We start from the raw sequence: 24508 nt of genomic DNA, 5'->3' as shown, positions 1-24508 counted from the left end.
CATGCGGATCCTTGTCGCCGGGGCCACCGGAGTGGTCGGGCATCCCCTGGTGGGCGCGCTGCGGGAACGCGGCCACGAGGTGAGCGCACTCGTCCGGAAGGAGGCCCGCGACCGGGCTCCCGACGCGGACGGGGTGGTGGTCGCCGACGCCCTCGACCGTGCGGCGCTGCTGTCGGCGGTGTCGGCCGCCCGGCCCGAGGTGATCGTCCATCAGATGTCGGCCCTGCGGCTGCTGCCCGACGACCCTCCGGCGGCCTTCGCGCAGACGGCGCGGCTGCGCACCGAGGGCACCGCGAACCTGATCGCGGCGGCCCGCGCCGCCGGTGCGCGCCGACTGGTCGCCCAGTCCATCGCCTTCGCCGCCGCGCCCGCCGGGGAGCCCGTCCTCGACGAGGACGCCCCGCTGTACGTGGACGCCCCCGACCCCGGCTGGGCGGCGACCGTAGGTGCGGTCGCCGAGCTGGAACGGCAGGTGCTGGGCGCAGACCTGGAGGGGGTGGTGCTGCGGTACGGCACCCTGTACGGCCCCCGCACCGCGTACGCCCGTACCGGCGGCGCCGCGCAGGCCGTGCTGGCCGGGCAGCTGCCGTTGCCCGGCGGTGGCTCCGGGATCATGTCGTTCCTGCATGTGGAGGACGCGGTGGGAGCGGCCGTGGCGGCCGTCGAGGCGGACGCGACCGGCGTGTTCCATGTGACGGACGACGACCCGGCCCCGGCCGCGCAGTGGCTCCCCCACTTCGCGCGGGCGCTCGCCGCGCCCTCTCCCCGTACGGTTCCGGCAGCGCTCGCTCCCCGGCTGCTCGGCTGGTTCATGGCGCACCAGCTCACCTCCGCCCACGGCGCGGCCAACGACCGGGCGCGGGCGCGGCTGGGCTGGAAGCCGGTGCGGCCCAGCTGGCGCGACGGGCTGGGCCAGGAATGACCGGTCCCGACCGTGCCGTCACCGTCTGCGTGATCGGCGCCGGGCCCCGCGGCCTCTCCGTCCTGGAGCGGATCCACGCCCACGCGGGCGCCGCCGGGCCCGGACGGCCGGTCGAGGTGCACCTCGTCGACCCCTACCCCCCGGGCGCGGGCGCGGTCTGGCGCACCGACCAGCCGGGCGAGCTGCTGATGAACACGGTCGCCTCGCAGGTGACCGTGTTCACCGACGACAGCGTGGACTGCGCGGGGCCCTCGGTGCCGGGACCCAGCCTGTACGCGTGGGCGTGCGCCGTCCGCGACGGGTCCGTCGGCCAGGGCCTCCCGGCTCGCGCCCGGGACGAGGCCGGGCGGCTCGGCCCCGACAGCTATCCGAGCCGCGCGTTCCACGGCCACTACCTGGAGTGGGTGTTCCGCCACCTGTTGCGGACCGCTCCGCCCCGACTGACGGTGCACGTCCGTGCGACGACCGCCGTGGCGCTGGCCGACGACCTCCCGGCGGCCGGGGGGCGCGTCCCCTCCGAGGCCCGGCACGACGACGGCTCGGGTGCGCGGCAGACGGTGACCCTGGCGGACGGCACCCGGCTGACCGGCCTGGACGCGGTCGTACTCGCCCTCGGCCACGGGGATGTGACCCCCGGTCCGGAGGAGAGCGGGCTGCGCTCCTTCGCCGGCCGCCACGGCCTGACGTACGTGCCGCCCGCCAACCCCGCCGACATCGACCTCGACCGGATCGCGCCCGGCACGCCGGTCGCGCTGCGCGGGCTCGGGCTGAACTTCTTCGACTACGTCGCCCTGCTCACCGAGGGGCGCGGCGGCACGTTCAAGGAGGGCGAGTCCGGTCTCGTGTACCTGCCGAGCGGCAACGAGCCGGTGCTGTACGCCGGTTCGCGGCGCGGGGTGCCGTACCACGCACGGGGCGAGAACGAGAAGGGCGCGCTCGGCCGCCACGAGCCTCGGTTCCTCACCCCGGACGTCATCGCCGGCCTCCGGCGGCGCGTCGACGGCGGCCGGCCGATCGGCTTCCGCGCCGACCTCTGGCCGCTGATCGACCGCGAGGTGCGGACCGTCCACCACGAGGCGTGGATCCGGGCCGCCCGGGGCCCCGGGGCCGCCGAGGAGTTCGTCCGGTCCTGCCTGGCGGACGGCGACGGCTCACGGGAGGCGGCCCTCCTCGACCGGTACGCGGTGCCGCCCGCCGAGCGGTGGGACTGGGAACGGATCGAACACCCCTACGGCGAACGGACCTTCACCGACCGCGCCGGCTTCCGGCGGTGGCTGCTGGCGTATCTGCGCCGGGATGTCGCCGAGGCCCGGCGGGGCAATGTGAACGGACCGCTGAAGGCCGCTCTGGACGCCCTGCGGGACCTGCGCAACGAGATCCGGCTGGTCGTCGACCACGGCGGTGTCTCGGGCGATTCCTACCGCGCCGACCTGGACGGCTGGTACACCCCGATGAACGCCTTCACCTCGATCGGGCCGCCCGCCTTCCGCATCGAGCAGCTGACCGCCCTCATCGAGGCGGACGTGCTGCAGGTGCTCGGCCCCGGTATGCGGGTGCGGCCGGCGCCGCCGGGCGGCCCGCACGGCTTCCTGGTCGACGCGGAGCTGGTGAACGAGCCGCCGGTGCGGGTCGACGCGCTGATCGAGGCCCGGCTGCCCGCCGTCGACGTGCGGCGGAGCACGAACCCCCTGCTGCGGGGACTGCTCGCGTCCGGCGCGTGCGGCCCGTACCGCCTCGGCGGTCATGAGCCCGGCGGGCTGGCGGTGACCGACGGTCCGCACCGGCTGCTGGACGCGGCGGGCCGCGCGCACCCGCGCCGGTTCGCCTTCGGGGTGCCGGTGGAGGGGGTGCGCTGGGTGACGGCGGTCGGCATCCGGCCGGGCGTCGGCTCGGTGACGCTGGAGGACTCGGACGCGATCGCCCGGGCGGCCCTGGGGCTGTCCGACCCCGAGAGCCCGGCCTCCGCGGATGCCCAAGCCGTACGTCGGATCTCGGGAACGGGGAGTCGATGAGCGTGAACGCGAGGTCCGTGGGCACCGACTCCGGGCTGCTCGCTCCCTCCTGGGCGGGCACACCCGTGGCGGCGGAGGTCACCGACGAGGCGTGGCTGCGGGCCCTGCTCGACGTGGAGGTGGCGCTGGCCCGCGCCCAGCACGCGGTCGGACTCACCCCGGCCGCCGTCGTGGAGACGATCGCCTCGGCGGCCGATCCCGAACGACTGGACCTGGCCGCCCTGTCCCACGCCGCCCGTGCCGCCGCCAACCCGGTGGTCGCCCTGGTGACCGCCTTCACCGAGGTCGTCGCCGCGAAGGACCCGGCCGCCGCCGAGTACGTCCACCGGGGGTCGACCAGCCAGGACATCCTCGACTCGGCGGCCATGCGGGTGTCCCGGCGGGCGCTCGACCTGATCGCCGGGGACCTGTCACGGGTGGCCGCGGCCCTCGCCGCGCTGGCCGACACCCACCGGCACACCCTCGTCGCCGGGCGCACCCTGGCCCAGCACGCGGTGCCCACGACCTTCGGGCTCAAGGCGGCGGGATGGCTCAGCCTGGTCCTGGACGCGCTGCGCCGGGTGCGCACGGTGGCGGCATCGCTGCCGGCCCAGTTGGGCGGAGCGGCGGGGACCCTGGCCGCGTACCACGAGTACGCCCGCCTCGACGGGGGCGACGGGCGAGCCGTCGGCGGGCTCGCCCTGCTTCGGCCCTTCGCCGAGGCGCTGGGGCTCGCCGAGCCCGTGCTCCCCTGGCACACCGTCCGCACCCCCGTCGCGGAGCTGGGGGCGGTGCTCCAGCTCGTCACGGGCGCGCTCGGCAAGTTCGCGCTGGACGTGCAGACCCTGTCCCGGACCGAGATCGGTGAGGTGTCGGAACCCGCCGCGGCCGGGCGGGGCGCGTCGTCCGCCATGCCGCAGAAACGGAACCCGGCCCTGGCCACCCTGATCGTGTCGGCCGCCCGGCAGGTGCCCGCGCACGCCCTCGTTCTCGCGCAGTGTCTGCTCGCCGAGGACGAGCGGCCCGCCGGGGCGTGGCACGCCGAGTGGCAGCCGCTGCGGGAGGCGCTACGGCTGGCGGGCGGGGCCGCGCACACCGCCGTCGAACTCGCCGAGGGCCTCGTCGTCCACCCCGGGCGCATGCGGGCCAACCTCGACCTGACCGGCGGCGCGATCGTCGCCGAGCGCCTGAACGTGGCGCTCGCCCCGGCCCTCGGCAAGACGACGGCGAAGAAGCTCCTCGCCTCCGCCTCCTTCGAGGCCGCCGACACCGGGCGCCCGCTGGCCGAGGTGCTGTCCCACCGCCCGGAGCTGGCCGCCCGCTTCACCCCCGCCCAGCTGGCGGACCTGCTCGACCCGGCCCACTACACGGGGGCGGCCGACGCACTGATCGACCGGGCGCTGCGCGACCACGAGGACGCCGGAGGCACCCCATGACCACCGTGAGCCGGACGGCGAAAGGCCCTGCGGCGCCCGCCGCCCGGTCCTGGCCCGTCCTCCCGGTCGTGGTGTGCGCCCAGATGCCGATCCGGCTGGACACCTCGATCCTCAACGTCGCCGTCACCACCCACGCCGACCCGGCCGACGGTCTCGGCGCGCCCCCCCGCCGATGTCGCCTACACCTTGCTCGACCGGCGGACCCCCATCTGGGTCATCCCGGCGCTGGTGGATCCAGGGCTTCGGCATGGGCCTGGTCGGCACACCGGTCACCGTCGTGATGATGAGAGGGGTGCCGCCGCAGCTCGCGGGCGCCGGGCCCGCCGGCAACAGCGTCACCCGGCAGGTCGGCGGCACCCTCGGCATGGCCCTCGCCGGCCTGATCCTCTCCGGCGCGTACCGGGCACGCATGCCGACACCGAACTGCCGGGCGCCGGACAGCGGCTCTCCCCCGCCGCGGAGGAACAGGCCCGCACGTCCGCCGAAGCCGCCCGGTCCCCCGCCGGCTCGCTGCGTCTGCCCGAGCTGGCGGCCACGGCCGAGCGCGCGTTCCACCGGCCGACCGGGAGCGGACACCACCATCGGAACCAGCGAGCAGAGGGAGCACACGATGACAGGGACGACGGCCCGTTCGGTCCTCGTCACCGGAGGGAACCGGGGCATCGGTCTGGCCATAGCCCGGCGTTTCGTCACGGCCGGCGACCGGGTCACGGTCACCTACCGGGGTGAGGAGCCCCCCGCCGGCGAGAACGTCCTCGCCGTCCGGTGCGACGTCACGGACGGCGAGCAGGTGGACCAGGCGTTCAAGGAGGCCGAGGCGGCCCACGGTGAGGTGTCCGTGCTGGTCGCCAACGCGGGCTTCACCCAGGACCGGCTGCTGCTGCGGATGACCGAGGACGACTTCACCTCCGTCGTCGACACCAACCTCACCGGGGCCTTCCGGGTCGCCCGGCGGGCGGTGCGCGGGATGCTCCGCGCGGGCCACGGCCGTATCGTCCTGATCTCCTCCACGGCCGCCCTGCACGGCGCCCCCGGCCAGACCAACTACGCGGCGGCCAAGGCGGGCCTCGTCGGCTTCGCCCGCGCCCTCACCCAGGAGCTGGGCGCCCGCGACATCACCTGCAACGTCGTCGCGCCCGGCCTGACCGAGACCGACATGAGCCGCGCCCTCACCCCGGAGCAGCGCCGTGAGCTGCTGCGCACCACGCCGGCGGGCCGGCTGGGCCGGCCCGAGGAGGTCGCCGACGCGGTGGCGTTCCTGGCCGGCGCCGGCTATGTGCGCGGCGCCGTGATCCCGGTCGACGGAGGCGCCGGCCTGGGGCACTGAGGCCGGTCACGTCACCGCAGCCGGGCCCGGGCGCTGAGCCCGGCGGGCCCGAGACCGCGAGGCCCGAGAGCAGGGTGGGGAGGGGCTTGGAGTGCCTCCCCCCTCCCCACCCGATCCACTACCGGCGGCCGCGCAGCTCCCGGTACTTGGCGACCAGGGCCTGCGTCGACGCGTCCAGACCCGGCACCTCGGCGCCCTCCGTCAGGGCGGGCTCGACCCGCTTGGCGAGGACCTTGCCCAGCTCGACGCCCCACTGGTCGAAGGAGTCGATGTTCCACACGGCGCCCTGGACGAACACCTTGTGCTCGTACAGCGCGATCAGCTGGCCGAGGACCGACGGGGTCAGCTCCTTCGCCAGGATCGTGGTCGTGGGGTGGTTGCCCTTGAACGTCTTGTGCGGCACCAGGTCCTCGGCCACGCCCTCGGCCCGCACCTCATCCGGTGTCTTGCCGAAGGCCAGCGCCTGCGTCTGGGCGAAGAAGTTCGCCATCAGCAGGTCGTGCTGGGCCCTGAACCGCTCACCGAGATCGGCGACCGGCTCGGCGAAGCCGATGAAGTCCGCCGGGATCAGCTTCGTGCCCTGGTGGATCAGCTGGTAGTAGGCGTGCTGCCCGTTCGTCCCGGGCGTGCCCCACACCACCGGCCCGGTCTGCCACTCGACCTGCTGGCCGTCGCGGCCCACGTACTTGCCGTTGGACTCCATGTCCAGCTGCTGGAGGTACGCCGTGAACTTGGACAGGTAGTGGCTGTACGGCAGGACCGCGTGGGACTGGGCGTCGTGGAAGTTGCCGTACCAGATGCCGAGCAGGCCCAGCAGGAGCGGCACATTGGACTCGTCGGGCGCGGTGCGGAAGTGCTCGTCGACGATCCGAAAGCCGTCGAGCATCTCCCGGAAGCGGTCCGGGCCGATCGCGATCATCAGCGACAGACCGATCGCCGAGTCGTACGAGTAGCGGCCGCCGACCCAGTCCCAGAACTCGAACATGTTGGCGGTGTCGATACCGAAGTCCGACACCTTCCCGGCGTTCGTCGAGAGCGCGACGAAGTGCTTGGCGACGGCCTCGGGGCCCGCCTTCAGCTCGGTCAGCAGCCAGTCGCGGGCGGAGGTCGCGTTGGTGATCGTCTCGATCGTGGTGAACGTCTTCGAGGCGATGACGAACAGCGTCTCCGCCGCGTCCAGGTCCCGTACGGCCTCGTGCAGGTCGGCCCCGTCGACGTTCGACACGAAGCGGACGACCAGGTCGCGGTCGGTGTAGGAGCGCAGCACCTCGTACGCCATGGCCGGGCCCAGGTCGGAGCCGCCGATACCGACGTTGACGATGTTCTTGATGCGCCTGCCGGTGTGTCCGGTCCACTCGCCGGAGCGGATCCTCTCGGCGAAGCCGGCCATCTTGTCGAGGACGGCGTGCACGGCCGGCACCACGTTCTCGCCGTCGACCTCGATCACCGCGTCACGCGGGGCGCGCAGCGCGGTGTGCAGGACGGCGCGGTCCTCGGTGGTGTTGATCTTCTCGCCGCGGAACATGGCGTCCCGCAGTCCGAACACATCGGTCGCGGCGGCCAGCTCCCGCAGCAGCCGCAGTGTCTCGTCGGTGACCAGGTGCTTGGAGAAGTCGACGTGCAGATCGCCGACCTCCAGCGTGTACCCGGTGCCGCGCCCGGGGTCGGCCGCGAACAGCTCCCGCAGCTCCACGTCGCCCAGCTGGTCCCGGTGCTCGGCCAGCGCCGTCCACTCGGGAGTCTGGTTGAGCCTGGTACGGCTTTCTGCGTTCATCTCGGACTTCAGCCTTCTTTCCTACTGGTCCTGCGTACCTTGCCCCGCTGCCGGTCCCAACCTAATGGAGCACGAGACGACACGAGCGGTCGTCCCACCGTGGTCCGGCTCGACAACAGATACGTCGGCCGTGCGCACCGGTGTCAGCGTGTCGAGGGACAGGAGGCGAACAGGAGGGAAAGCGGTGCCCGGCGAACGACTACGGCCGGACACCCTGGGGTGCCCGGCCGGCCGCACTTCCTAGATCTCGCCCCGCAGTTTGGCGAGCGCCTCGGCGAGGATCGCCTCGCCGTCCGCGTCGCTGCGTCGCTCCCGCACATAGGCGAGGTGCGTCTTGTAGGGCTCGGTGCGCGGTGGGTCCGGCGGGTTGTCCCGGTCCTGTCCGGCCGGGAAGCCGCAGCGCGGGCAGTCCCAGGTGTCGGGGACCTGAGCGTCGCTTGCGAAGCTCGGCTGGGTCTCGTGTCCGTTGGAGCACCAGAAGGAGATGCGAAGCCGGGGTGCGGACTCGCCGCGCTCGGCTTCGCCCATCGGCCCCGCCCCGACCCGGCTTCCTCGGATCGCGTTGCCACTTGCCACGGTCGTAACTCCCTGCGTGATGGTGCGGCGAAGCGAGTCGGCGTTTCGCTTCGCTGCGAGCGCCTCAGTCTACGTAAGGCCCAACGCGCGTCCAGTGATTGGAGTTACATCCCATCCCAGACGCGAGCCCCATGATAGGCCGCGCTCGAAGTCGCGTACCCAGCATGGGGCTTTACGTGCGGATTGGTGCGTCCGTGACACGTTGTCCTACGCGGACCCGAGGGTCAGTTGTTGACCTTCATGAGGATGCCGAGTACGACAATGCACGCGAACCACAGCAGACCGACCACCACGGTGATCCGGTCGAGGTTGCGCTCGGCGACCGAGGAGCCGCCGACGGACGACTGCATGCCGCCACCGAACATGTCGGAGAGGCCGCCGCCCTTGCCCTTGTGCATCAGCACCAGCAGCATCAGCAACCCGCTGAAGACGATCAGGGCGATCGAGAACCCCATAACCACGGCTGGACCAACTTCCTCGGATCTGGATGGACGACAGGGGCATGGCGGCTGAGCCATGCCCCCGCAAGACTACGACGTTACGCCGCTACCGCCTACTCACTGGTCACGGAAGCGCACGATCTTGACGAACTCGTCCGCGTCCAGGGAGGCGCCGCCGACGAGCGCGCCGTCGATGTCGGCCTGGGCCATGATCTCGGCGACGTTGCCGGCCTTGACGGAGCCGCCGTACTGGATGCGGACCCGGTCGGCCAGCTCCTGGCCGTACAGCTCGGCCAGCTTGGCACGGATGGCCGCGCAGACCTCCTGGGCGTCCTCGGCGCCGCAGACCTTGCCGGTGCCGATGGCCCACACGGGCTCGTAGGCGATGACGACTGTCTCGGCGTGCTCGGCGGGGACGTCCTTCAGCCCGCCCTCGACCTGGGCGAGGGTGTGGGAGACGTGGTTGCCCGCCTCGCGGACCTCCAGCTCCTCACCGACGCAGAGGATCGGGGTGAGGCCGTGCTTGAAGGCCGCCTTGACCTTGGCGTTGACGATCTCGTCGGTCTCGTCGTGGTACTGGCGGCGCTCGGAGTGGCCGACCGCCACGAAGGTGCACTTGAGCTTGGCGAGCATCGGGCCGGAGATCTCGCCGGTGTAGGCGCCGGAGTCGTGGGCCGACAGGTCCTGGGCACCGTACTTGATCTTGAGCTTGTCGCCGTCGACGAGGGTCTGCACGGACCGCAGGTCGGTGAAGGGGGGCAGGACCGCGACCTCGCAGGCCTCGTAGTCCTTGTCGGCCAGGGCGAAGGCGAGCTTCTGGACGTGGGCGATGGCCTCGAGGTGGTTGAGGTTCATCTTCCAGTTGCCCGCCATCAGGGGCAGGCGGCCGTTTTCAACAGCAGTCATCGAGGGTCAGTCCTCCAGTGCGGCGAGTCCGGGGAGCGTCTTGCCCTCGAGGTATTCGAGGGAGGCACCGCCACCGGTCGAGATGTGGCCGAATGCGTTCTCGTCGAAGCCCAGGATGCGCACGGCCGCAGCGGAGTCTCCGCCGCCGACGACCGTGAACGCCTCGGAGTCGAGGAGAGCCTGGGCGACCGCCTTGGTGCCCTCGGCGAAATCGGGGTGCTCGAAGACGCCCATCGGCCCGTTCCAGAAGACGGTGGCCGCGTCGGCGATCTTCGAGGCGTACAGCTTGCGGGTCTCCGGACCGATGTCCAGACCCATCTGGTCGGCCGGGATGGCGTCCGCGGCGACGGAGGTGGGGTCGGCCGGGGCCTTGGCCTTCAGGTCCGGGAACGCGGACGCGACAAGGGCGTCGACGGGCAGGACCAGCTCCACACCGGTCTTCTCGGCGCGCTCCAGGTACTCCACGACGGCCGGGAGCTGGTCCTCCTGGAGGAGGGAGCCGCCGATCTCGTACCCCTTGGCCTTGAGGAAGGTGTACGCCATGCCGCCGCCGATGAGGATGCGGTCGGCCTTGCCGAGCAGTTGGTCGATGACGGCGAGCTTGTCGGAGACCTTGGCGCCGCCGAGCGCGACCACATAGGGGCGCTTGACGTCCTCGGTGAGCTTCTTGAGGACGCCGACCTCGGTGGCGATGAGGTGACCGGCGTAGTGCGGCAGCCGGGCCGGAAGGTCGAAGACGGACGCGTGCTTGCGGTGCACCGCGCCGAAGCCGTCGCCCACGTAGACGTCGGCGAGGCCGGCGAGCCGGTCCGCGAAGGCGGCGCGCTCGGCGTCGTCTTTCGATGTCTCGCCGGCGTTGAAGCGCAGGTTCTCCAGCACGGCGACCTGGCCGTCGGCGAGGCCCGTGACAGCGGCCTCGGCGGACTCGCCGACCGTGTCCGTCGCGAACGCCACGTCGGCGCCGAGGAGTTCACCGAGGCGGGCGGCGGCCGGGGCGAGCGAGAAGGCGGGGTCCGGGGCGCCCTTGGGGCGGCCCAGGTGCGAGGCGACGACCACGCGGGCGCCCGCCTCGGCGAGGGCCTTCACGGTGGGCAGGACGGCGCGGATACGGCCGTCGTCGGTGATCGTGGTGCCGGACAGCGGCACGTTCAGGTCGGCGCGGACGAAGACCCGCTTTCCGGCGACTCCGTCAGCGAGGAGTTCGTCGATCGTCTTCATTGAGGGGCTCCCGGAGAGGACTTGTGGTGCTCGTGATCGTAAGAGGGCCGTTTCGCACGTGAGTCAGGGCCCGGGCGGCGCGTCACTGCGCCGCCCGAGCCCTGCCGTCACATCAAGTGCCTGTTTCCGTCGATCAGAGCTGGTTGCCGACGAAGACCGTCAGGTCGACGAGGCGGTTGGAGTAGCCCCACTCGTTGTCGTACCAGCCGAGGATCTTCACCGACGTGCCTTCCTGGACCATGGTCAGGGAGGCGTCGAAGGTGCAGGAGGCCGGGTCGCTGACGATGTCCGAGGAGACGATCTGGTCCTCGGTGTAGAACAGGATGCCCTTGAGGTCGCCGTCCTCGGAGGCCTTCTTGAAGGCGGCGTTGACCTCGTCCTTGGTGACCTCGCGCTGCAGCTGTACGACCAGGTCGGTGGCCGAGCCGGTCGGGACCGGGACACGCATGGCGATGCCGTCGAGCTTGCCCTTGAGCTGCGGCAGGACCAGCGCGGTGGCCTTCGCGGCACCGGTGGTGGTCGGGATGATGTTCTCGGCGGCGGCGCGGGCGCGACGCAGGTCCGAGTGCGGGAAGTCCAGGATGCGCTGGTCGTTGGTGTACGCGTGGACCGTCGTCATCAGACCCTTGACGATGCCGAAGTTCTCGTCGAGGACCTTCGCCATCGGCGCCACACAGTTGGTGGTGCAGGAGGCGTTGGAGATGACGTGGTGGTTGGCCGGGTCGTACTTGTCCTGGTTGACGCCCATCACCACGGTGATGTCCTCGTCCTTGGCCGGAGCCGAGATGAGGACCTTCTTGGCGCCGCCGGCGAGGTGCTTCGCAGCGTCGGCCTTCTTCGTGAAGATGCCGGTGGACTCGATGACGATGTCGACGCCCAGCTCGCCCCACGGGATGTCGGCGGGGTTGCGCTCGGAGAGGACCTTGATGGTGTGGCCGTCCACGGTGATCGTGTCGGCGGTGTGCGACACCTCGGCCTTGAGACGGCCCAGGATGGTGTCGTACTTCAGCAGGTGAGCGGTGGTCGCGGTGTCACCCAGGTCGTTGACAGCCACGATCTCGATGTCTGCACCCTGCTCCAGCAGCGCGCGGAAGTAGTTACGACCGATGCGGCCAAAGCCGTTGATGCCTACGCGGATCGTCACGAACCGATCTCCTCGTTGGTACGCCGGCTCAGTGCCGGCGAGCTGTATGGGATGTCCCCGACCGCCTACGACCCTACCTCCCCGGGGCCCGTCGAGTGACATCGAGATGCCCTATACATGCCGGTGCGGTCCGTACCCGCCAGTAGGGGTACGGACCGCCCGGGTTTTACAAGCTGATTACCTTTTGAGCGGCCCCCCGATCATCTGATTTCAGACGTTCGGGGTGGCCTCTCCAGGGCCTGCCATCAGCCCTTCGGCGCAGTCGGCGCTCACTTCCTCAGCGCCGCCAGCGCCTTGCCGAGCAGGGCCGTGCGGTCGGCCGCCGCGGGCACCTGCTCCAGGCCGAAGCCCAGCAGCACGGTGTCGCTCGTGGTGACCGCGCCGAACGTCTTGAACAGTTCGCCGGACAGGCCCCAGTCCCGGACGACCGCCGGGCTGCCCGCGGGCGGGCCGGGGGTCTTCCACGCGCCGAGCGACGTCTCGAAGCCCTCGGTCGCGCCGGCGGTGCCGCCGGTGACCACCGTGGTGTTGTCGAGCAGCACGCCACGACCGCCGGAACCGGGGTCGGTGATGTAGCTGAAGGACACCTCGACCGACTTGCCGGCGTAGGCGGACAGATCGAACTCGACCTGCTTCCAGCCGTCGGAGGCACCGGTGAAGCTGTTCCAGGCACCGCTGGTGCCGGTCGGCGTGCAACCGCCGGAGCCCAGGGTCAGGTACCGCTTCAGCGCCGGGTGGGCCTGGATGAAGTACCCGGCCTCGCACTCGGCGGGCACGGCGGTGGAGGTGGCGCCGCCCGCCTCGGGCAGCGTCGTCCAGTCGTCCGCCCCGGCGGTGTGCGCCTCCAGGACCGCGTGGTCGTAGCCCTCCTCGGTGTTCCACAGGACCCGGGTGCGCAGCGTGGGCCGGTCGGCCGCGGTCACCGAGGTGAGGTCGATGGTGCGGGTGAGCCGGTTCCAGGCGTAGTCGGAGTGCGTGACCGCCGCCATCGACGCGCCCTCGTACGGGCCGTAGGGGTTGACGGTGCCGGGGTACTGGCCCGCCCCGGCGCTCGCGAACTGCGGGAAGGCGTCCGCGGGCAGGGCGTCGGAGGTGAGGCCGAACGACCCGGCCGTGTTGAGCGGGTTGCCGGGCGCGTCGCCGAGCGTTCCCGTGAAGCCCGCCAGCTTGCCGCTGCCCGCGAAGGACTTGGCGTCGGGCAGGGACGTACGGCTGTAGGCGCCCAGGTAGTACTGGCTGAAGTCGTTGGACAGGGTGCCGCCGCCGAGGTCGACGGAGCCGCCGGCGCTCTCGCCCGCCTCGATCAGCTTGCCGCCCTCATTGAGGTAGGCGCGCAGGGCGAGCTGGGTGGCGACACCGGGGCGCACGGCGCCCGTGTAGTGGACGACCTGCTTGAAGTGCTTCAGTACGCCCAGCGCGTCGGGAGCACCCTGGGTAGCGACGTCCCAGACGAGCGCCTTCTTGCCGTTGGCCTTCAGCGCGTCGACATAGGTCTGGGTCTGGGTCGCGGTCGCGCCCTCCTCGGCGACGACGAGGGTGTCGACCTTCGGCCGCTCGGCGATCGTGTAGGTGAAGCGCTCGCTGCGGGTGGGCTTGCCGCTCTTGGTCTCGCCGGTGAACCAGACCTCGACCTTGTCGCCGGGTTCGCCGTCCTGGACCTTCGCCCGGTACTCGTCGAACCAGAGGTTGTCCTCACCGCCGAACGTCTCTCCGCCCTTCCAGGGCCTGAGCGTCTGGTCGTAGGTCCGGCCGCGGCCGTTGATCCGGTACTTCAGCTCCTTGTCGCGCACGGACTTGCGGACGACGACGGAAATCTGCTGGTCGGCGCCGCGCGAGTACGACGTGGTGAAGGACGCCGGGGTGAAGTCGGGGGCGTCGAGGCCGACGGAGGACTTCGGCCGGTCGGGCTTCGCCGCGGACTCGGCGACGGAGAGCGCGAACGGGATGTTCTTCTCGAACTCCTGCTTGATCAGCTTCTCGTCGTCCGGGAACGTGAAGACGGAGGCGCAGTCCTCCGGCTTCCAGGCGTCGGCCGGGTCGATGTTCGACGCGGTCTGGCACGTCGACATCTCGGGGGTGAACATCGCCGTGCCGTTGACGTTGGCCGCGTGGCCGTCCGCCTCACCGTTGGTGGTGTACAGCTCCGAGGAGAGCTGGGGGTGGTAGCCGGGGACCGCGGGGTTCTCCGGGGTGCCGGCCAGCGCCTTGTAGAGCACGTCGTCCGGGGTGGGGGTGGCCACCTGCCAGCCGACGCCGTAGAGGATCAGTTCGGCGGCGGAGTGGTAGTTGATGCCGTACTCGAAGCCGATGCGCTTCTCGAAGGCGTCCAGGGCCTTGGTCTCGGGCTCGGAGCCCGGGCTCGCGCCGCGGTAGGTCTCGCTGGTGGGGAACGGGGACGAACCCTCGTTGTCGTAGCCCCACTTGTAGGCGAAGTTGCGGTTGAGGTCGACGCCGTCGCCGACGGTGATGGCGTGGTCGCCGTTGATGTCGCGCAGGTTCTTGCGCCACTGGCGGTTGCCGTCGGCCTTGTGGGTGAAGTCGTAGCCGTCCGGGTTGGCGGAGATCAGGAACCACAGCTCGGTGGTGTCAACGATCTTCTTGATCCGCTTGTCCGTCTTGTAGTTGTCCAGGTAGTGGTGCATCAGCCGCCGGGTCATCTCCGGGGTGATCCACTCACGGGCGTGCTGGTTGGACATGTACAGGACGGAGGGCTTGGCGCCGTCCTTGGTCTTCTTCGCGTTCTTGGTCAGCTTGAGCGCGAGGATGTCCTGTCCCTGGAGGGACTTGCCGATGGAGACCACCTTGGTCAGGGAAGGGTTCTCCTGACCGGTCCGGAGGATCTCCTCCTTGATGTTGCCGGCGCCGCTGTAGGGGCGGTAGACCCCGTCGCCCGCGGCGTCCACCCGGGCCTCCGCCTTACGGGTGAGCCTGTGCTCCTTGAGGTCGACGCCCTGCTCCTCCAGGGCCTTCGCCTGCTTGTCGGTGAGGTAGACCTCGACCGACGCGGTGCCCTTCTGCGGTGCCTGCTCGCTGAGTTCGTGACCGTCCTGCCCGGCCGCCAGAAGCAGGGGTATCTGCTTCTTCGTGACCTCGGCGCGGAAGACCTTGACCTCTTCCGCATCGCCGGAACCGTCGTTCTCGGCCGCCTGGGCGAACGGCGCGAGTCCCGCGCCGCCGCCCAGCAGGAGCACGCCGGCAGCGAGGATCGATCTCGCTCTTCGTCTCATGAGCCCCCCTTGTGTGGGTTCGCCACAGTGGCGAACAGACGCCAGGCTCATGTCAGATCAGGGTCACGTCAAGGGTGCCGCACAGGCCACACGAGGAATTCACCCCGTCACCGAAAAGCCGGCGCCGACAGCCCAACAGGGCGTCGGCACCGGCGAGTTCGTCGATACGGCGTTCGGGTGACGGATGGTCACCCGGCGAGGTTTTCGGCCATCTCCTCGGTGAGGCTCGACTCGGTCCCCGGGATGCCCAGGTCCTGTGCGCGCTTGTCCGCCATGGCCAGCAGCCGGCGGATACGGCCCGCGACGGCGTCCTTGGTGAGCGGCGGGTCGGCGAGCGCGCCCAGCTCCTCCAGCGAGGCCTGCTTGTGCTCCATGCGCAGCCGTCCGGCGGCGGCGAGGTGCTCGGGCACGTCGTCGCCGAGGATCTCCAGGGCGCGGCCCACCCGGGCACCGGCGGCGACGGCGGCACGGGCCGAGCGGCGCAGGTTGGCGTCGTCGAAGTTGGCGAGCCGGTTGGCCGTGGCCCGGACCTCGCGGCGCATCCGCCGCTCCTCCCAGGCCAGCACGGACTCATGGGCGCCGAGCCGGGTCAGCAGCGCGCCGATCGCGTCACCGTCCCGTACGACGACCCGGTCGACGCTGCGCACCTCACGGGCCTTCGCGGCGATCGACAACCGGCGGGCCGCGCCGACCAGCGCGAGGGCGGCCTCCGGGCCCGGGCAGGTCACCTCCAGGGAGGACGAACGGCCGGGCTCGGTGAGCGAGCCGTGCGCCAGGAACGCCCCGCGCCAGGCGGCCTCGGCATCGCAGGTGGCCCCCGAGACCACCTGCGGGGGCAGCCCGCGGATGGGCCGGCCGCGACCGTCGACCAGTCCCGTCTGACGGGCCAGCTGATCGCCGCCCGCGACGACCCGCACCACATAGCGCGAGCCACGGCGCAGTCCGCCGGGTGCCATCACGATCAGTTCGGAGCTGTGGCCGAAGATCTCCAGGATGTCCCGCTTGAGGCGGCGCGCCGCCATCGCGGTGTCCAGCTCCGCCTCGATCACGATGCGGCCGCTCACCAGGTGCAGCCCGCCCGCGAACCGCAGGATCGCCGAGACCTCCGCCTTTCTGCAGCAGGTCCGGGTGACGGGTAGCCGGGAGATCTCGTCCTTCACCGCTGCCGTCATCGCCATGGGCCGATCCTTCCATGCATCCGAAAAATACGGTCGTACGCGGCGGCCAGCAGCTCCGGATCATGCCGCGGAGATCCATCGGGCCGGGCCACCGGCGCCAGCTCGACCGCGGCGCCGAACCGCTTCGCGGCCTCGGTGAGCAAATCACGGTCGGGCACGGCAGCCTCGTCGGCCAGCACCACGTCCAGGGCGAGTTTAGGGGCGTGTCGTGCCAAAACCTCCAAATGACGCTGCGGGGAGAAGCCATCGGTTTCTCCCGGTTGCGGGGCGAGGTTCAGCGACAGCACGAGCCGGGCCTTGGTCTCGGTGAGGGCGTCGAGCAGCTCGGGCACGAGCAGGTGCGGGATGACCGACGAGAACCAGGAGCCGGGGCCGAGCACCACCCAGTCGGCGTCGAGGACGGCCTCCACCGCCTCGGGCACGGCGGGCGGGTCGTGCGGCACGACGTGCACGGACTGCACCTCGCCGGGGGTGAGCGCGACGGTCGCCTGGCCGCGGACGGTGTCGACGTCGTCGGGGCGCGCCGGGTCGTGCCCCTTGACCAGGGCCTGGAGCTCCAGGGGCACCGCGGACATGGGGAGCACGCGGCCCTGCGCGCCGAGGAGCTTGCCGACCAGGTCCAGCGCCTGGACGTGGTCCCCGAGCTGCTCCCACAGGGCGACGATCAGCAGGTTGCCGACGGCGTGGTCGTGCAGGTCGCCCTGGGAGGCGAAGCGGTGCTGGATGACACGGGCCCAGGTCTGGCCCCAGTCGTCGTCGCCGCACAGCGCGGCCAGCGCCTTGCGCAGGTCGCCGGGCGGGAGCACGCCCAGCTCGTCGCGCAGGCGTCCACTGGAGCCGCCGTCGTCGGCCACGGTGACGACGGCGGTGAGGTCGCCGGTGATCCGGCGCAGGGCGGCGAGCGAGGCGGACAGGCCCATGCCGCCGCCGAGCGCGACGACCTTGGGCTGGGCGCCACGACGGCGCGGCCGGCCGCCGCGGGCCTCGGCGGGGCCGGTCGTGCGTCCTTCCGGGGTGGTCCGGCGCAGTCTGCTCAGCCGCAGAGCAGCACGTCCGGTCATTCGCGGCCCATGTCGCGGTGCACGACGACGGTCTCGACGCCCTGGGAGGCGAGGCGGGCGGCGAGCTTCTCGGAGGTGGCGACCGAGCGGTGCTTGCCGCCGGTGCAGCCGACCGCGATGGTCACGTACCGCTTGCCCTCGCGGCGGTACCCGGCGGCGATCAGCTGGAGCAGCTCGGCGTAGCGGTCGAGGAACTCCTTGGCGCCGGGCTGGTTGAAGACGTACGCGGAGACCTCATCGTTGAGGCCGGTGTACGGGCGCAGCTCCGGGACCCAGTGCGGGTTGGGCAGGAAGCGCATGTCCACGACCAGGTCGGCGTCGACGGGGAGGCCGTACTTGAAGCCGAAGGACATGACGGTGGCCCGCAGCTCGGGCTCCTCCTCGCCGGCGAACTGGGCGTCCATCTTGGCGCGCAGCTCGTGCACGTTCAGGCTGGAGGTGTCGATCACCAGGTCGGCGTCGCCGCGCAGCTCGCGCAGCAGCTCCCGCTCGGCGGCGATGCCGTCGACGATGCGGCCGTCGCCCTGGAGGGGGTGCGGGCGGCGCACCGACTCGAAGCGGCGCACCAGGGCGTCGTCGGAGGACTCCAGGAAGACGATCCGGCGGGTGACGTTCTTCGTCTCCAGGTCGGCGAGGGAGTCGCGGAGGTTGTCGAAGAAGCGGCGGCCGCGGACGTCGACGACGACCGCGATCCGCGCCACGTTGCCCTGGGAGCGGGCGCCGAGCTCCACCATGGTGGGGATCAGCGCGGGCGGCAGGTTGTCCACGACGAACCAGCCGAGGTCCTCCAGACACTTGGCGGCCGTGGACCGGCCGGCGCCGGACATGCCGGAGATGATGACCAGCTCGGGGATGGCCGCCTCGGGGACCCCGGCTGTTTCGATGCCCGTACTCACGTGTGCTCCGTCTTCCTGTGGCGCTGGGTGCTGGGAGGCGTGGTCGCCCACCGCGCTGGGGGCCTGCCCGCGCTCCGCTGTGTGCTCTGGGTGCTGTTCTTCGGGGCGCTCGGGGCGCTCGTGGGGTTCTGGGCGCTGTTCGTGCTCGGTCATGTCTCCTGCCCTCGTCGCCGGTCCGGGGGACCCGCGGTGAACACCGCCACGGGCTCCACGGAGGTGTCCGTCGTGCCGGGCTCCTCTTCCTCCATGATCTCTCCAGTGGCGGTGTTCACGGCGGGTGCCGCCGGAGCCGCCTCCGCGAGGGCCGCGGCGATGGTCTCGGCCGTCTTGCGGCCTATGCCGGGGACCTCGCAGATCTGGTCGATCGTCGCGGCGCGCAGTTTCTTCAGCGAGCCGAAGTGCTTGAGCAGGGCCTGCTTGCGGGTGTCGCCGAGGCCCGGCACGTCGTCCAGGGGGCTCGCCCGGAACCGCTTGGCCCGCTTGGTGCGCTGGTAGGTGATGGCGAAGCGGTGGGCCTCGTCGCGGACGCGCTGGAGGAGGTACAGGCCCTCGCTGGTGCGGGGCAGGACCACCGGGTCGTCCTCGCCGGGCAGCCAGACCTCCTCCAGGCGCTTGGCGAGGCCGCACACGGCGATGTCGTCGATGCCCAGCTCGTCCAGGGCCCGGCGGGCGGCGGCGACCTGCGGCTGTCCGCCGTCGACGACGACGAGCTGCGGCGGGTAGGCGAAGCGCTTGGGGCGGCCGTCCTCCTCGGTGAAGGCGTCCTCGCCCTCGGCCCACTCGCCGGTCTTCTCCTTCTCGGCGAGGTAGCGCCGGAAGCGGCGGGCGATGACCTCGTGCATGGACCGGACGTCGTCCTGGCCCTCGCCGTGCCAGACCTGGGTGTCCCCGACACGGCCCTTGATCTGGAAGCGGCGGTACTCGCTCTTGCGGGCCAGCCCGTCCTCGAAGACGACCATGGAGGCCACGACGTCGTCGCCCTGGAGGTGGGAGATGTCGTAGCACTCGATCCTGAGCGGGGCGCTGTCGAGGTCGAGGGCCTCGGCGATCTCCTCCAGGGCCCGGGAGCGGGTGGTGAGGTCGGAGGCGCGCTTGGTCTTGTGCAGCACCAGCGACTGCTGGGCGTTGCGCTGCACGGTCTCCATGAGGGCCTTCTTGTCGCCCCGCTGCGGGATGCGCAGGGAGACGTTCGAGCCGCGGCGCCCGGTGAGCCATTCCTGGACGGGCTCGACGGGGTCGGGCAGCGCCGGGACGAGGACCTCCTTGGGCACCGAGTCGCCGGTCTCCTCGCCGTAGAGCTGCTGCAGGGCGTGCTCGACGAGGTCACCGGTGGTGACGGCCTCGACCTTGTCGGTGACCCAGCCGCGCTGGCCGCGTACGCGTCCGCCGCGGACGTGGAAGATCTGGACGGCGGCCTCCAGCTCGTCCTCGGCGACCGCGATCAGGTCGGCGTCGGTCGCGTCGGCGAGCACGACCGCGTTCTTCTCCATGGCCTTCTTCAGGGCCTCGATGTCGTCGCGCAGCCGGGCGGCCCGCTCGTACTCCATCTCCTCGGCCGCGTCCATCATCTGCCGCTCCAGGCGGCGGAGGTAGGTGCCGGTGCGGCCGGCCATGAAGTCGCTGAACTCCTCGGCCAGTTCCCGGTGGTCCTCGGCGGTGATGCGTTCGACGCAGGGGGCGGAGCACTTGCCGATGTAGCCGAGCAGACAGGGGCGGCCGGTGCGGGCCGCGTTCTTGAAGACGCCGGCCGAGCAGGTGCGGACGGGGAAGACGCGCAGCAGCAGGTCCACGGTGTCGCGGATCGCCCACGCGTGCGCGTACGGGCCGAAGTACTTGACGCCCTTCTTCTTGTGACCGCGCATCACCTGCACGCGGGGGTACTGCTCGTTCATCGTGACCGCGAGGTACGGGTAGCTCTTGTCGTCGCGGTACTTGACGTTGAACCGGGGGTCGAACTCCTTGATCCAGGAGTACTCCAGCTGGAGCGCCTCCACCTCCGTGGACACCACCGTCCACTCCACGGAGGCGGCCGTGGTGACCATGGAGCGGGTGCGCGGGTGGAGGCCGGCCAGGTCCTGGAAGTAGTTGGCCAGGCGCTGGCGCAGGCTCTTCGCCTTCCCGACGTAGATCACCCGGCGGTGCTCGTCACGGAATTTGTACACCCCGGGGGAGTCCGGGATCTGTCCCGGACTGGGGCGGTAGCTGGAGGGATCGGCCATGCTCCACACCCTACTGGCGGGGAGTGACAGCGCGGGGCGCCCGGGCAGCCGTCGGAGGGCGGCCGCCCAGGCCGGGGACTAGGGCCTGTTGCGAAAGTGACCTCTGCCGCGCGACGCCCGGCACGCACTCTCGCCGCACCGCCCGAAAGCCCGAGTACGCCCAGTACGAGGGCTTTCGGGCGGCACGCCGAGAGCACGCACCGGACGCCGCGCGGCCGCCCTCCGGGCGACGAGGCCACTTTCACAACAGGCCCTAGCGGGTCTCCAGGAACGTCAGGACGGCCAGGACCCGGCGGTGGTCGTCCGGTTCCTCCGGCAGCCTCAGCTTGCCCAGGATGCTCCGTACGTGCTTCTCGACGGTGCCCTCGGTCACCCACAGCCGCTTGCCGATGCCCGCGTTGGAGCGCCCCTCGGCCATGAGGCCGAGCACCTCGCGCTCACGGTTGCTGAGCATGGCCAGCGGATCGTCGCGGCGCTGCGCGGCGACCAGCTCCTGCACGAGTGAGGGATCCACCACACAGCCGCCCCGGCGGATGCGGTCGAGCGTCTCCAGGAACTCGTCGACGGCGGTGATCCGGCTCTTGAGCAGATAGCCGATGCTGCGCCCGCCGGCCAGCAGCTCCAGGGCGTCCTCGACCTCGACGAACGCCGACAGGACGAGGATCCCGACCGAGGGGTACCGCTCGCGGATGGCCCGGGCCGCCTTCAGACCCTCGGTGGACTGGGTCGGCGGCATCCTGATGTCGATGATCGCGATGTCCGGCACCTGCGACTCGACGAGGTCCATGAGCCCGCTGCCGTCGCCGGCCTGGCCCACCACCTCGTATCCGACGCGCTCGCACAGACTGGCCACTCCCTCGCGCAGGAGCACGTCGTCGTCCGCGAGCACCACCCGTCCCAGCGCCGGATGCTGATCGGCGTGCATTGGTCTCGGCCTCCCCCTGCCCGACCTGTTCTCTTCTCCACGGCAGCCTGCCTGAACGCGGTCTTACGGCTAGCTGGAAGCCTAGTTGGGGGAGAGCCGGGGCGACACCGTGAGGGCGGCACGTCATGCTCGAAAGAGTGCAGTCGCGGGTGGCCGGTTGTCTCGGCGGAGACGGATCGGCCGTTCTCCCGCGTGCTGGGCCGGACGGCCGTCTTCACCGTCCGGCACGACCGCCCGAACGTACGCCCGACCGAGTCCCGCACTCCCCCCCTTGAGGGTCTCGCCGCGTACGCTTCGGGCGGTCATGAACGTGACACGACGGCGTCCCCCGTCTCCGGGGGCGGTGTCAGCGGCAGGCGGACGCCCAGCGTCGTCCCGCTGCCCGGCGGGCTGGTCACGGTCAGCCGGCCGCCGATCGCCTCCACCCGGTCGATGAGCCCGATCAGTCCCGAGCCCCTGCCCGGCTCCGCTCCCCCGGCGCCGTCGTCGTGGATGACCACCTCCAGGACGCCGCCGGTGTCCTCGGCGGTGACGGTCACCACGCTCGCGCGCGCGTGTTTGACGGCGTTGGTCAGGCACTCCGACGTCACGTAGTACGCGGCCACCTCGACCGGCTCGGGGAAGCGGGGCGTGGAGAGCCGCAGGTCGAGTTCGACGGGGATCGCGGAGCGGCGGGCGAGGGAGCGCAGGGCGGGGCCGAGGCCGCCCTTGGAGAGGACGGCCGGGTGGATGCCGCGGGCCACCTGGATCAGGTCCTGGAACGTGTCGTCGAGGCCCTTGCCGAGGTGGTCGAGTTGCCTGCCGAGTTCCGAGCCGCGCTGCTCGACGAGGGTCTGCGCCATCCGCAGCTCCAGTTGGAGGGAGATCAGGCGCTGCTGCACGCCGTCGTGCAGGTCGCGTTCGATACGGCGCCGGGAGGCGTCGCCCGCGGCGACGACACGCGCGCGTGAGGCGGTCAGCTGGGCGCGGCTGTCGGCGTTGGCGATCGCGGTGGCGATGAGTTCGGTGAAGTCGGCGAGCCGGGACTCGGTGCCCTCGGGCAGCGGGTCGAGCAGCGAGGCCGCGACGACGACACCCCACAGCCGGCCCTCGACGACGATGGGGGCGCCCGCGGCGGTGCCCGACCGTGCGGCGCCGCGCGTGCGGGCCACCTCCCGCATCACCGTGCGCGCCGCCTCACGCCGGGTCAGGCGCGGCGCTCCGCCACCGCCGTCGGCGTGTTCGCGCGCGATGCCGAGGACCGTGACGTCGCCGTCGCTCTCGTAGCGCAGGACGGCCGCGGCCGTGCTCAGCAGGGCGCCCACCTCCTCAGCCACCTTCGCGAACACGTCGGACGGCGGCACCCCGCGGGCCACCTCGGTGGCGACGCGGCGCAGCGCGGCCTGTTCCCGGGCGGCGAGGCGGCTCTCGGTGACGTCGCGGGCGGCGGCGTAGATGAGGCCCTCCTCGGGGACGGGCCGGGCGCTCCACTGGAGCCAGCACTCGGTGCCGTCCGCGCGGACGTACCGGTTCTCGAACTCGGCGACGTCGGCGCCGCTCGCCAGCAGCGCGATCGCCTCGCGGGTGCTGTCGCGGTCCTCCTCGTGGACGAACTCGACGAGCGGCCTGGCGGTCAGGGTCTCGGCGGGATAGCCGAGGGTGCGTTCGAAGGCCGGGTTGACGCGTTTGAAGTAGCCGTCGAGTCCACTGATGCAGAGCAGGTCGAGGGAGAGGTTGAAGATGCCTTCCAGTTCCTGTTCGGCGCGCCTGCGGCGGCCGTGGGCGGCGGCGAAGGACGCCATGGTGTCGTTCATGCCGCCCAGCAGCTGGGCCCAGGTGCCGTCGAAGGCGTCGACGTCGGCCCGGTGTCCGAGGCGGCCGGCGTCGATCGCCGTGTTCATGGCCCGGATCTGGCCGGCCAGCCGTTCCGTGGTCACCCGCAGCTCCCGGAACGTGTCCGCGACGTCCCCGAGTTCGTCGCGGCCCGCGTAGCGGATGTCGTACGACAGGTCGCCCTCCGACAGGGCCCGCGCACCCGCGGCGACCTGTCCGAGGGGGCGGGTGATCGAGCGGCGCAGGGCCAGCGCGAGGACGGTGACGGCGCACAGGACGGCCAGGAAGAGGGCCAGTTCGCTGTAGGCGCGGGTGCGGGTGGCCCGCAGTTCGTCGTCGGCGGTGCGGGCGAGGTCCCGCATGGCCCGGTCCTGGATGTCCCGGAGGTCGTCGACGTACTCCCCGGAGTCGGCGAGCCAGGCGTCGTACGAGGGCCAGTCGGCGGGCCGGGTGTCGGAGTCGTCGAGCATGTCGCGGACCTTGCGGACGGCGCGGCCGGGGGCCTGGAACATGGTGCTGTGCAGATGGGCCCAGAGTTCCGCGGAGGTGTTCTGCTCGAAGGTGCGGAGCTGGGCCTTCTCCAGTTCGGTCCAGCGGCCGGCGGCGGTGGGGCGTTGGCCGGCGGGGACGCCGAACAGGATGGCGAGCTCGGCCCGTTCCCGTTCGGCGGCGGCGATGGCCTTCCGCAGCGCCACGTGGGCGTCGGCGGCGCGGCCCGCGGCCCGCGTGGGGCGGCCGGACTCCAGGGTGGCGACGGTGTCGAGCAGCACGTCCTCGATGGCGTCGTACCGCTGGGCGACGGTCTGCGCGTCCAGGGACGTCGTGCCCGTCTCCACGCGCAGCGCGTGCAGTTGCCGGTGTACGGCGTCGAGGACACCGGCGACGTCGGGCACCGGCCGGCCGGTGGCCTGCCGGGCGGCCCGGCGCAGCGCGGCGTCGGTGGCCCGCTGGGCGTCGGCGCGCTCGCGGGCGGTGCCCGGTTCGACGTGCAGCCGGGCCTGCACGGCGGCCATCCGCTCCCGGGCGACGGCGTCGGAGACGTCGCCGGTCGCGAAAGACACCGCGATCGCCGTGTCGAAGTCGCGCAGCGTCCGCGCCTTCTCCCAGTGCGACTTGGCGGCGAACACGGTGAACACCAGCAGCACGGTCACCGGCAGCAGCACGAGCAGCATCAGCTTGGCGCCGACCCGCAGCCGGGCGAGGAACGGCACCCCCGGCACACCCCTTCCCCACCACCGGCCCGCCGGGTCGTGCCGGGACACCCCCGCCCCGTCCCGGCCACCGGATCCCGCCGGCGCCGGGCGGGACGCGGGATCGGCCGGCCGCGCGGGCCGACGCGGACTGGGCACCCGCCCCTCGGGACGCCCTACCGAGGCACGCCCTGCCGGGGCAGGCCCCACCGAGGCAGGTCCTACGGAGGCACGGGCCGCCGGGGGATGGTCCGCCGGGGAGGTGG

17 protein-coding genes are annotated in these 24508 nt (G+C 71.9%); 4 read left to right on the top strand and 13 right to left on the bottom strand.

Annotation, left to right across the window (positions count from 1 at the left end; all coding sequences use genetic code 11):
- The first annotated feature begins 1 nt into the window (after position 1).
- The 4 genes from AOK23_RS01100 (at position 2) to fabG (ending at position 5676) form a co-directional block, all read left to right on the top strand.
- Complete coding sequence (locus AOK23_RS01100) at positions 2–922, top strand: NAD-dependent epimerase/dehydratase family protein (protein WP_055710855.1); 921 nt, start codon at positions 2–4, stop codon at positions 920–922.
- Positions 919–2934: an FAD/NAD(P)-binding protein gene (locus AOK23_RS01095; RefSeq protein ID WP_055710854.1), complete on the top strand. Its 2016-nt coding sequence runs from the start codon at positions 919–921 to the stop codon at positions 2932–2934. The genes AOK23_RS01100 and AOK23_RS01095 overlap by 4 nt, the downstream gene beginning before the upstream one ends.
- Complete coding sequence (locus tag AOK23_RS01090) at positions 2931–4349, top strand: nitrosuccinate lyase (RefSeq protein WP_055710853.1); 1419 nt, start codon at positions 2931–2933, stop codon at positions 4347–4349. The genes AOK23_RS01095 and AOK23_RS01090 overlap by 4 nt, the downstream gene beginning before the upstream one ends.
- 610 nt (positions 4350–4959) lie before the next feature.
- Complete coding sequence (gene fabG / locus AOK23_RS01085) at positions 4960–5676, top strand: 3-oxoacyl-ACP reductase FabG (RefSeq protein ID WP_055710876.1); 717 nt, start codon at positions 4960–4962, stop codon at positions 5674–5676.
- 118 nt (positions 5677–5794) lie between these two features.
- Here the strand turns inward: fabG and pgi are convergent, their stop codons facing one another.
- From pgi to AOK23_RS01020, 13 genes are all read right to left on the bottom strand, one after another.
- On the bottom strand, positions 5795–7450 hold the full coding sequence (gene pgi, locus AOK23_RS01080; RefSeq protein WP_055710852.1) for a glucose-6-phosphate isomerase: 1656 nt from the start codon (positions 7448–7450) through the stop codon (positions 5795–5797).
- 240 nt (positions 7451–7690) lie between these two features.
- Positions 7691–8026, bottom strand: a complete 336-nt coding sequence (locus tag AOK23_RS01075; RefSeq protein WP_003957010.1) for an RNA polymerase-binding protein RbpA — start codon at positions 8024–8026, stop codon at positions 7691–7693.
- A gap of 224 nt (positions 8027–8250) precedes the next feature.
- Positions 8251–8481, bottom strand: a complete 231-nt coding sequence (gene secG, locus AOK23_RS01070) for a preprotein translocase subunit SecG (RefSeq protein ID WP_055514354.1) — start codon at positions 8479–8481, stop codon at positions 8251–8253.
- A 102-nt stretch (positions 8482–8583) separates the two neighbouring features.
- Positions 8584–9339 (bottom strand): triose-phosphate isomerase, encoded by a 756-nt coding sequence (gene tpiA / locus AOK23_RS01065; protein ID WP_079049203.1) that lies wholly within the window; start codon positions 9337–9339, stop codon positions 8584–8586.
- A 39-nt stretch (positions 9340–9378) separates the two neighbouring features.
- On the bottom strand, positions 9379–10590 hold the full coding sequence (locus AOK23_RS01060) for a phosphoglycerate kinase (protein WP_055710850.1): 1212 nt from the start codon (positions 10588–10590) through the stop codon (positions 9379–9381).
- Positions 10591–10723: 133 nt separating this feature from the next.
- Positions 10724–11734, bottom strand: a complete 1011-nt coding sequence (gene gap, locus AOK23_RS01055) for a type I glyceraldehyde-3-phosphate dehydrogenase (RefSeq protein WP_055710849.1) — start codon at positions 11732–11734, stop codon at positions 10724–10726.
- A gap of 269 nt (positions 11735–12003) precedes the next feature.
- Positions 12004–14961: a M14 family metallopeptidase gene (locus AOK23_RS01050; RefSeq protein WP_055710848.1), complete on the bottom strand. Its 2958-nt coding sequence runs from the start codon at positions 14959–14961 to the stop codon at positions 12004–12006.
- Between the two features lie 188 nt (positions 14962–15149).
- Positions 15150–16139 carry a DNA-binding protein WhiA gene (gene whiA, locus AOK23_RS01045; RefSeq protein WP_055710847.1) on the bottom strand — a complete coding sequence of 330 codons (990 nt, stop codon included), beginning with the start codon at positions 16137–16139 and terminating at the stop codon, positions 15150–15152.
- Complete coding sequence (locus AOK23_RS01040; protein ID WP_055710846.1) at positions 16130–17200, bottom strand: gluconeogenesis factor YvcK family protein; 1071 nt, start codon at positions 17198–17200, stop codon at positions 16130–16132. Before AOK23_RS01040 ends, whiA begins: the two co-directional genes overlap by 10 nt.
- Positions 17197–18249: an RNase adapter RapZ gene (gene rapZ, locus AOK23_RS01035; protein WP_055710845.1), complete on the bottom strand. Its 1053-nt coding sequence runs from the start codon at positions 18247–18249 to the stop codon at positions 17197–17199. Before rapZ ends, AOK23_RS01040 begins: the two co-directional genes overlap by 4 nt.
- Complete coding sequence (gene uvrC, locus AOK23_RS01030; protein WP_055710844.1) at positions 18246–20315, bottom strand: excinuclease ABC subunit UvrC; 2070 nt, start codon at positions 20313–20315, stop codon at positions 18246–18248. The genes rapZ and uvrC overlap by 4 nt, the downstream gene beginning before the upstream one ends.
- Before the next feature lie 253 nt (positions 20316–20568).
- Positions 20569–21240: a response regulator transcription factor gene (locus AOK23_RS01025; RefSeq protein WP_055710843.1), complete on the bottom strand. Its 672-nt coding sequence runs from the start codon at positions 21238–21240 to the stop codon at positions 20569–20571.
- Positions 21241–21542: 302 nt separating this feature from the next.
- Positions 21543–24224, bottom strand: a complete 2682-nt coding sequence (locus AOK23_RS01020; RefSeq protein ID WP_079049205.1) for a PAS domain S-box protein — start codon at positions 24222–24224, stop codon at positions 21543–21545.
- Positions 24225–24508: the final 284 nt, after the last annotated feature.

The organism is Streptomyces torulosus (assembly GCF_001419765.1).
Lineage (GTDB): Bacteria > Actinomycetota > Actinomycetes > Streptomycetales > Streptomycetaceae > Streptomyces > Streptomyces torulosus.
This window is presented reverse-complemented; position numbering and strand designations above follow the sequence as displayed.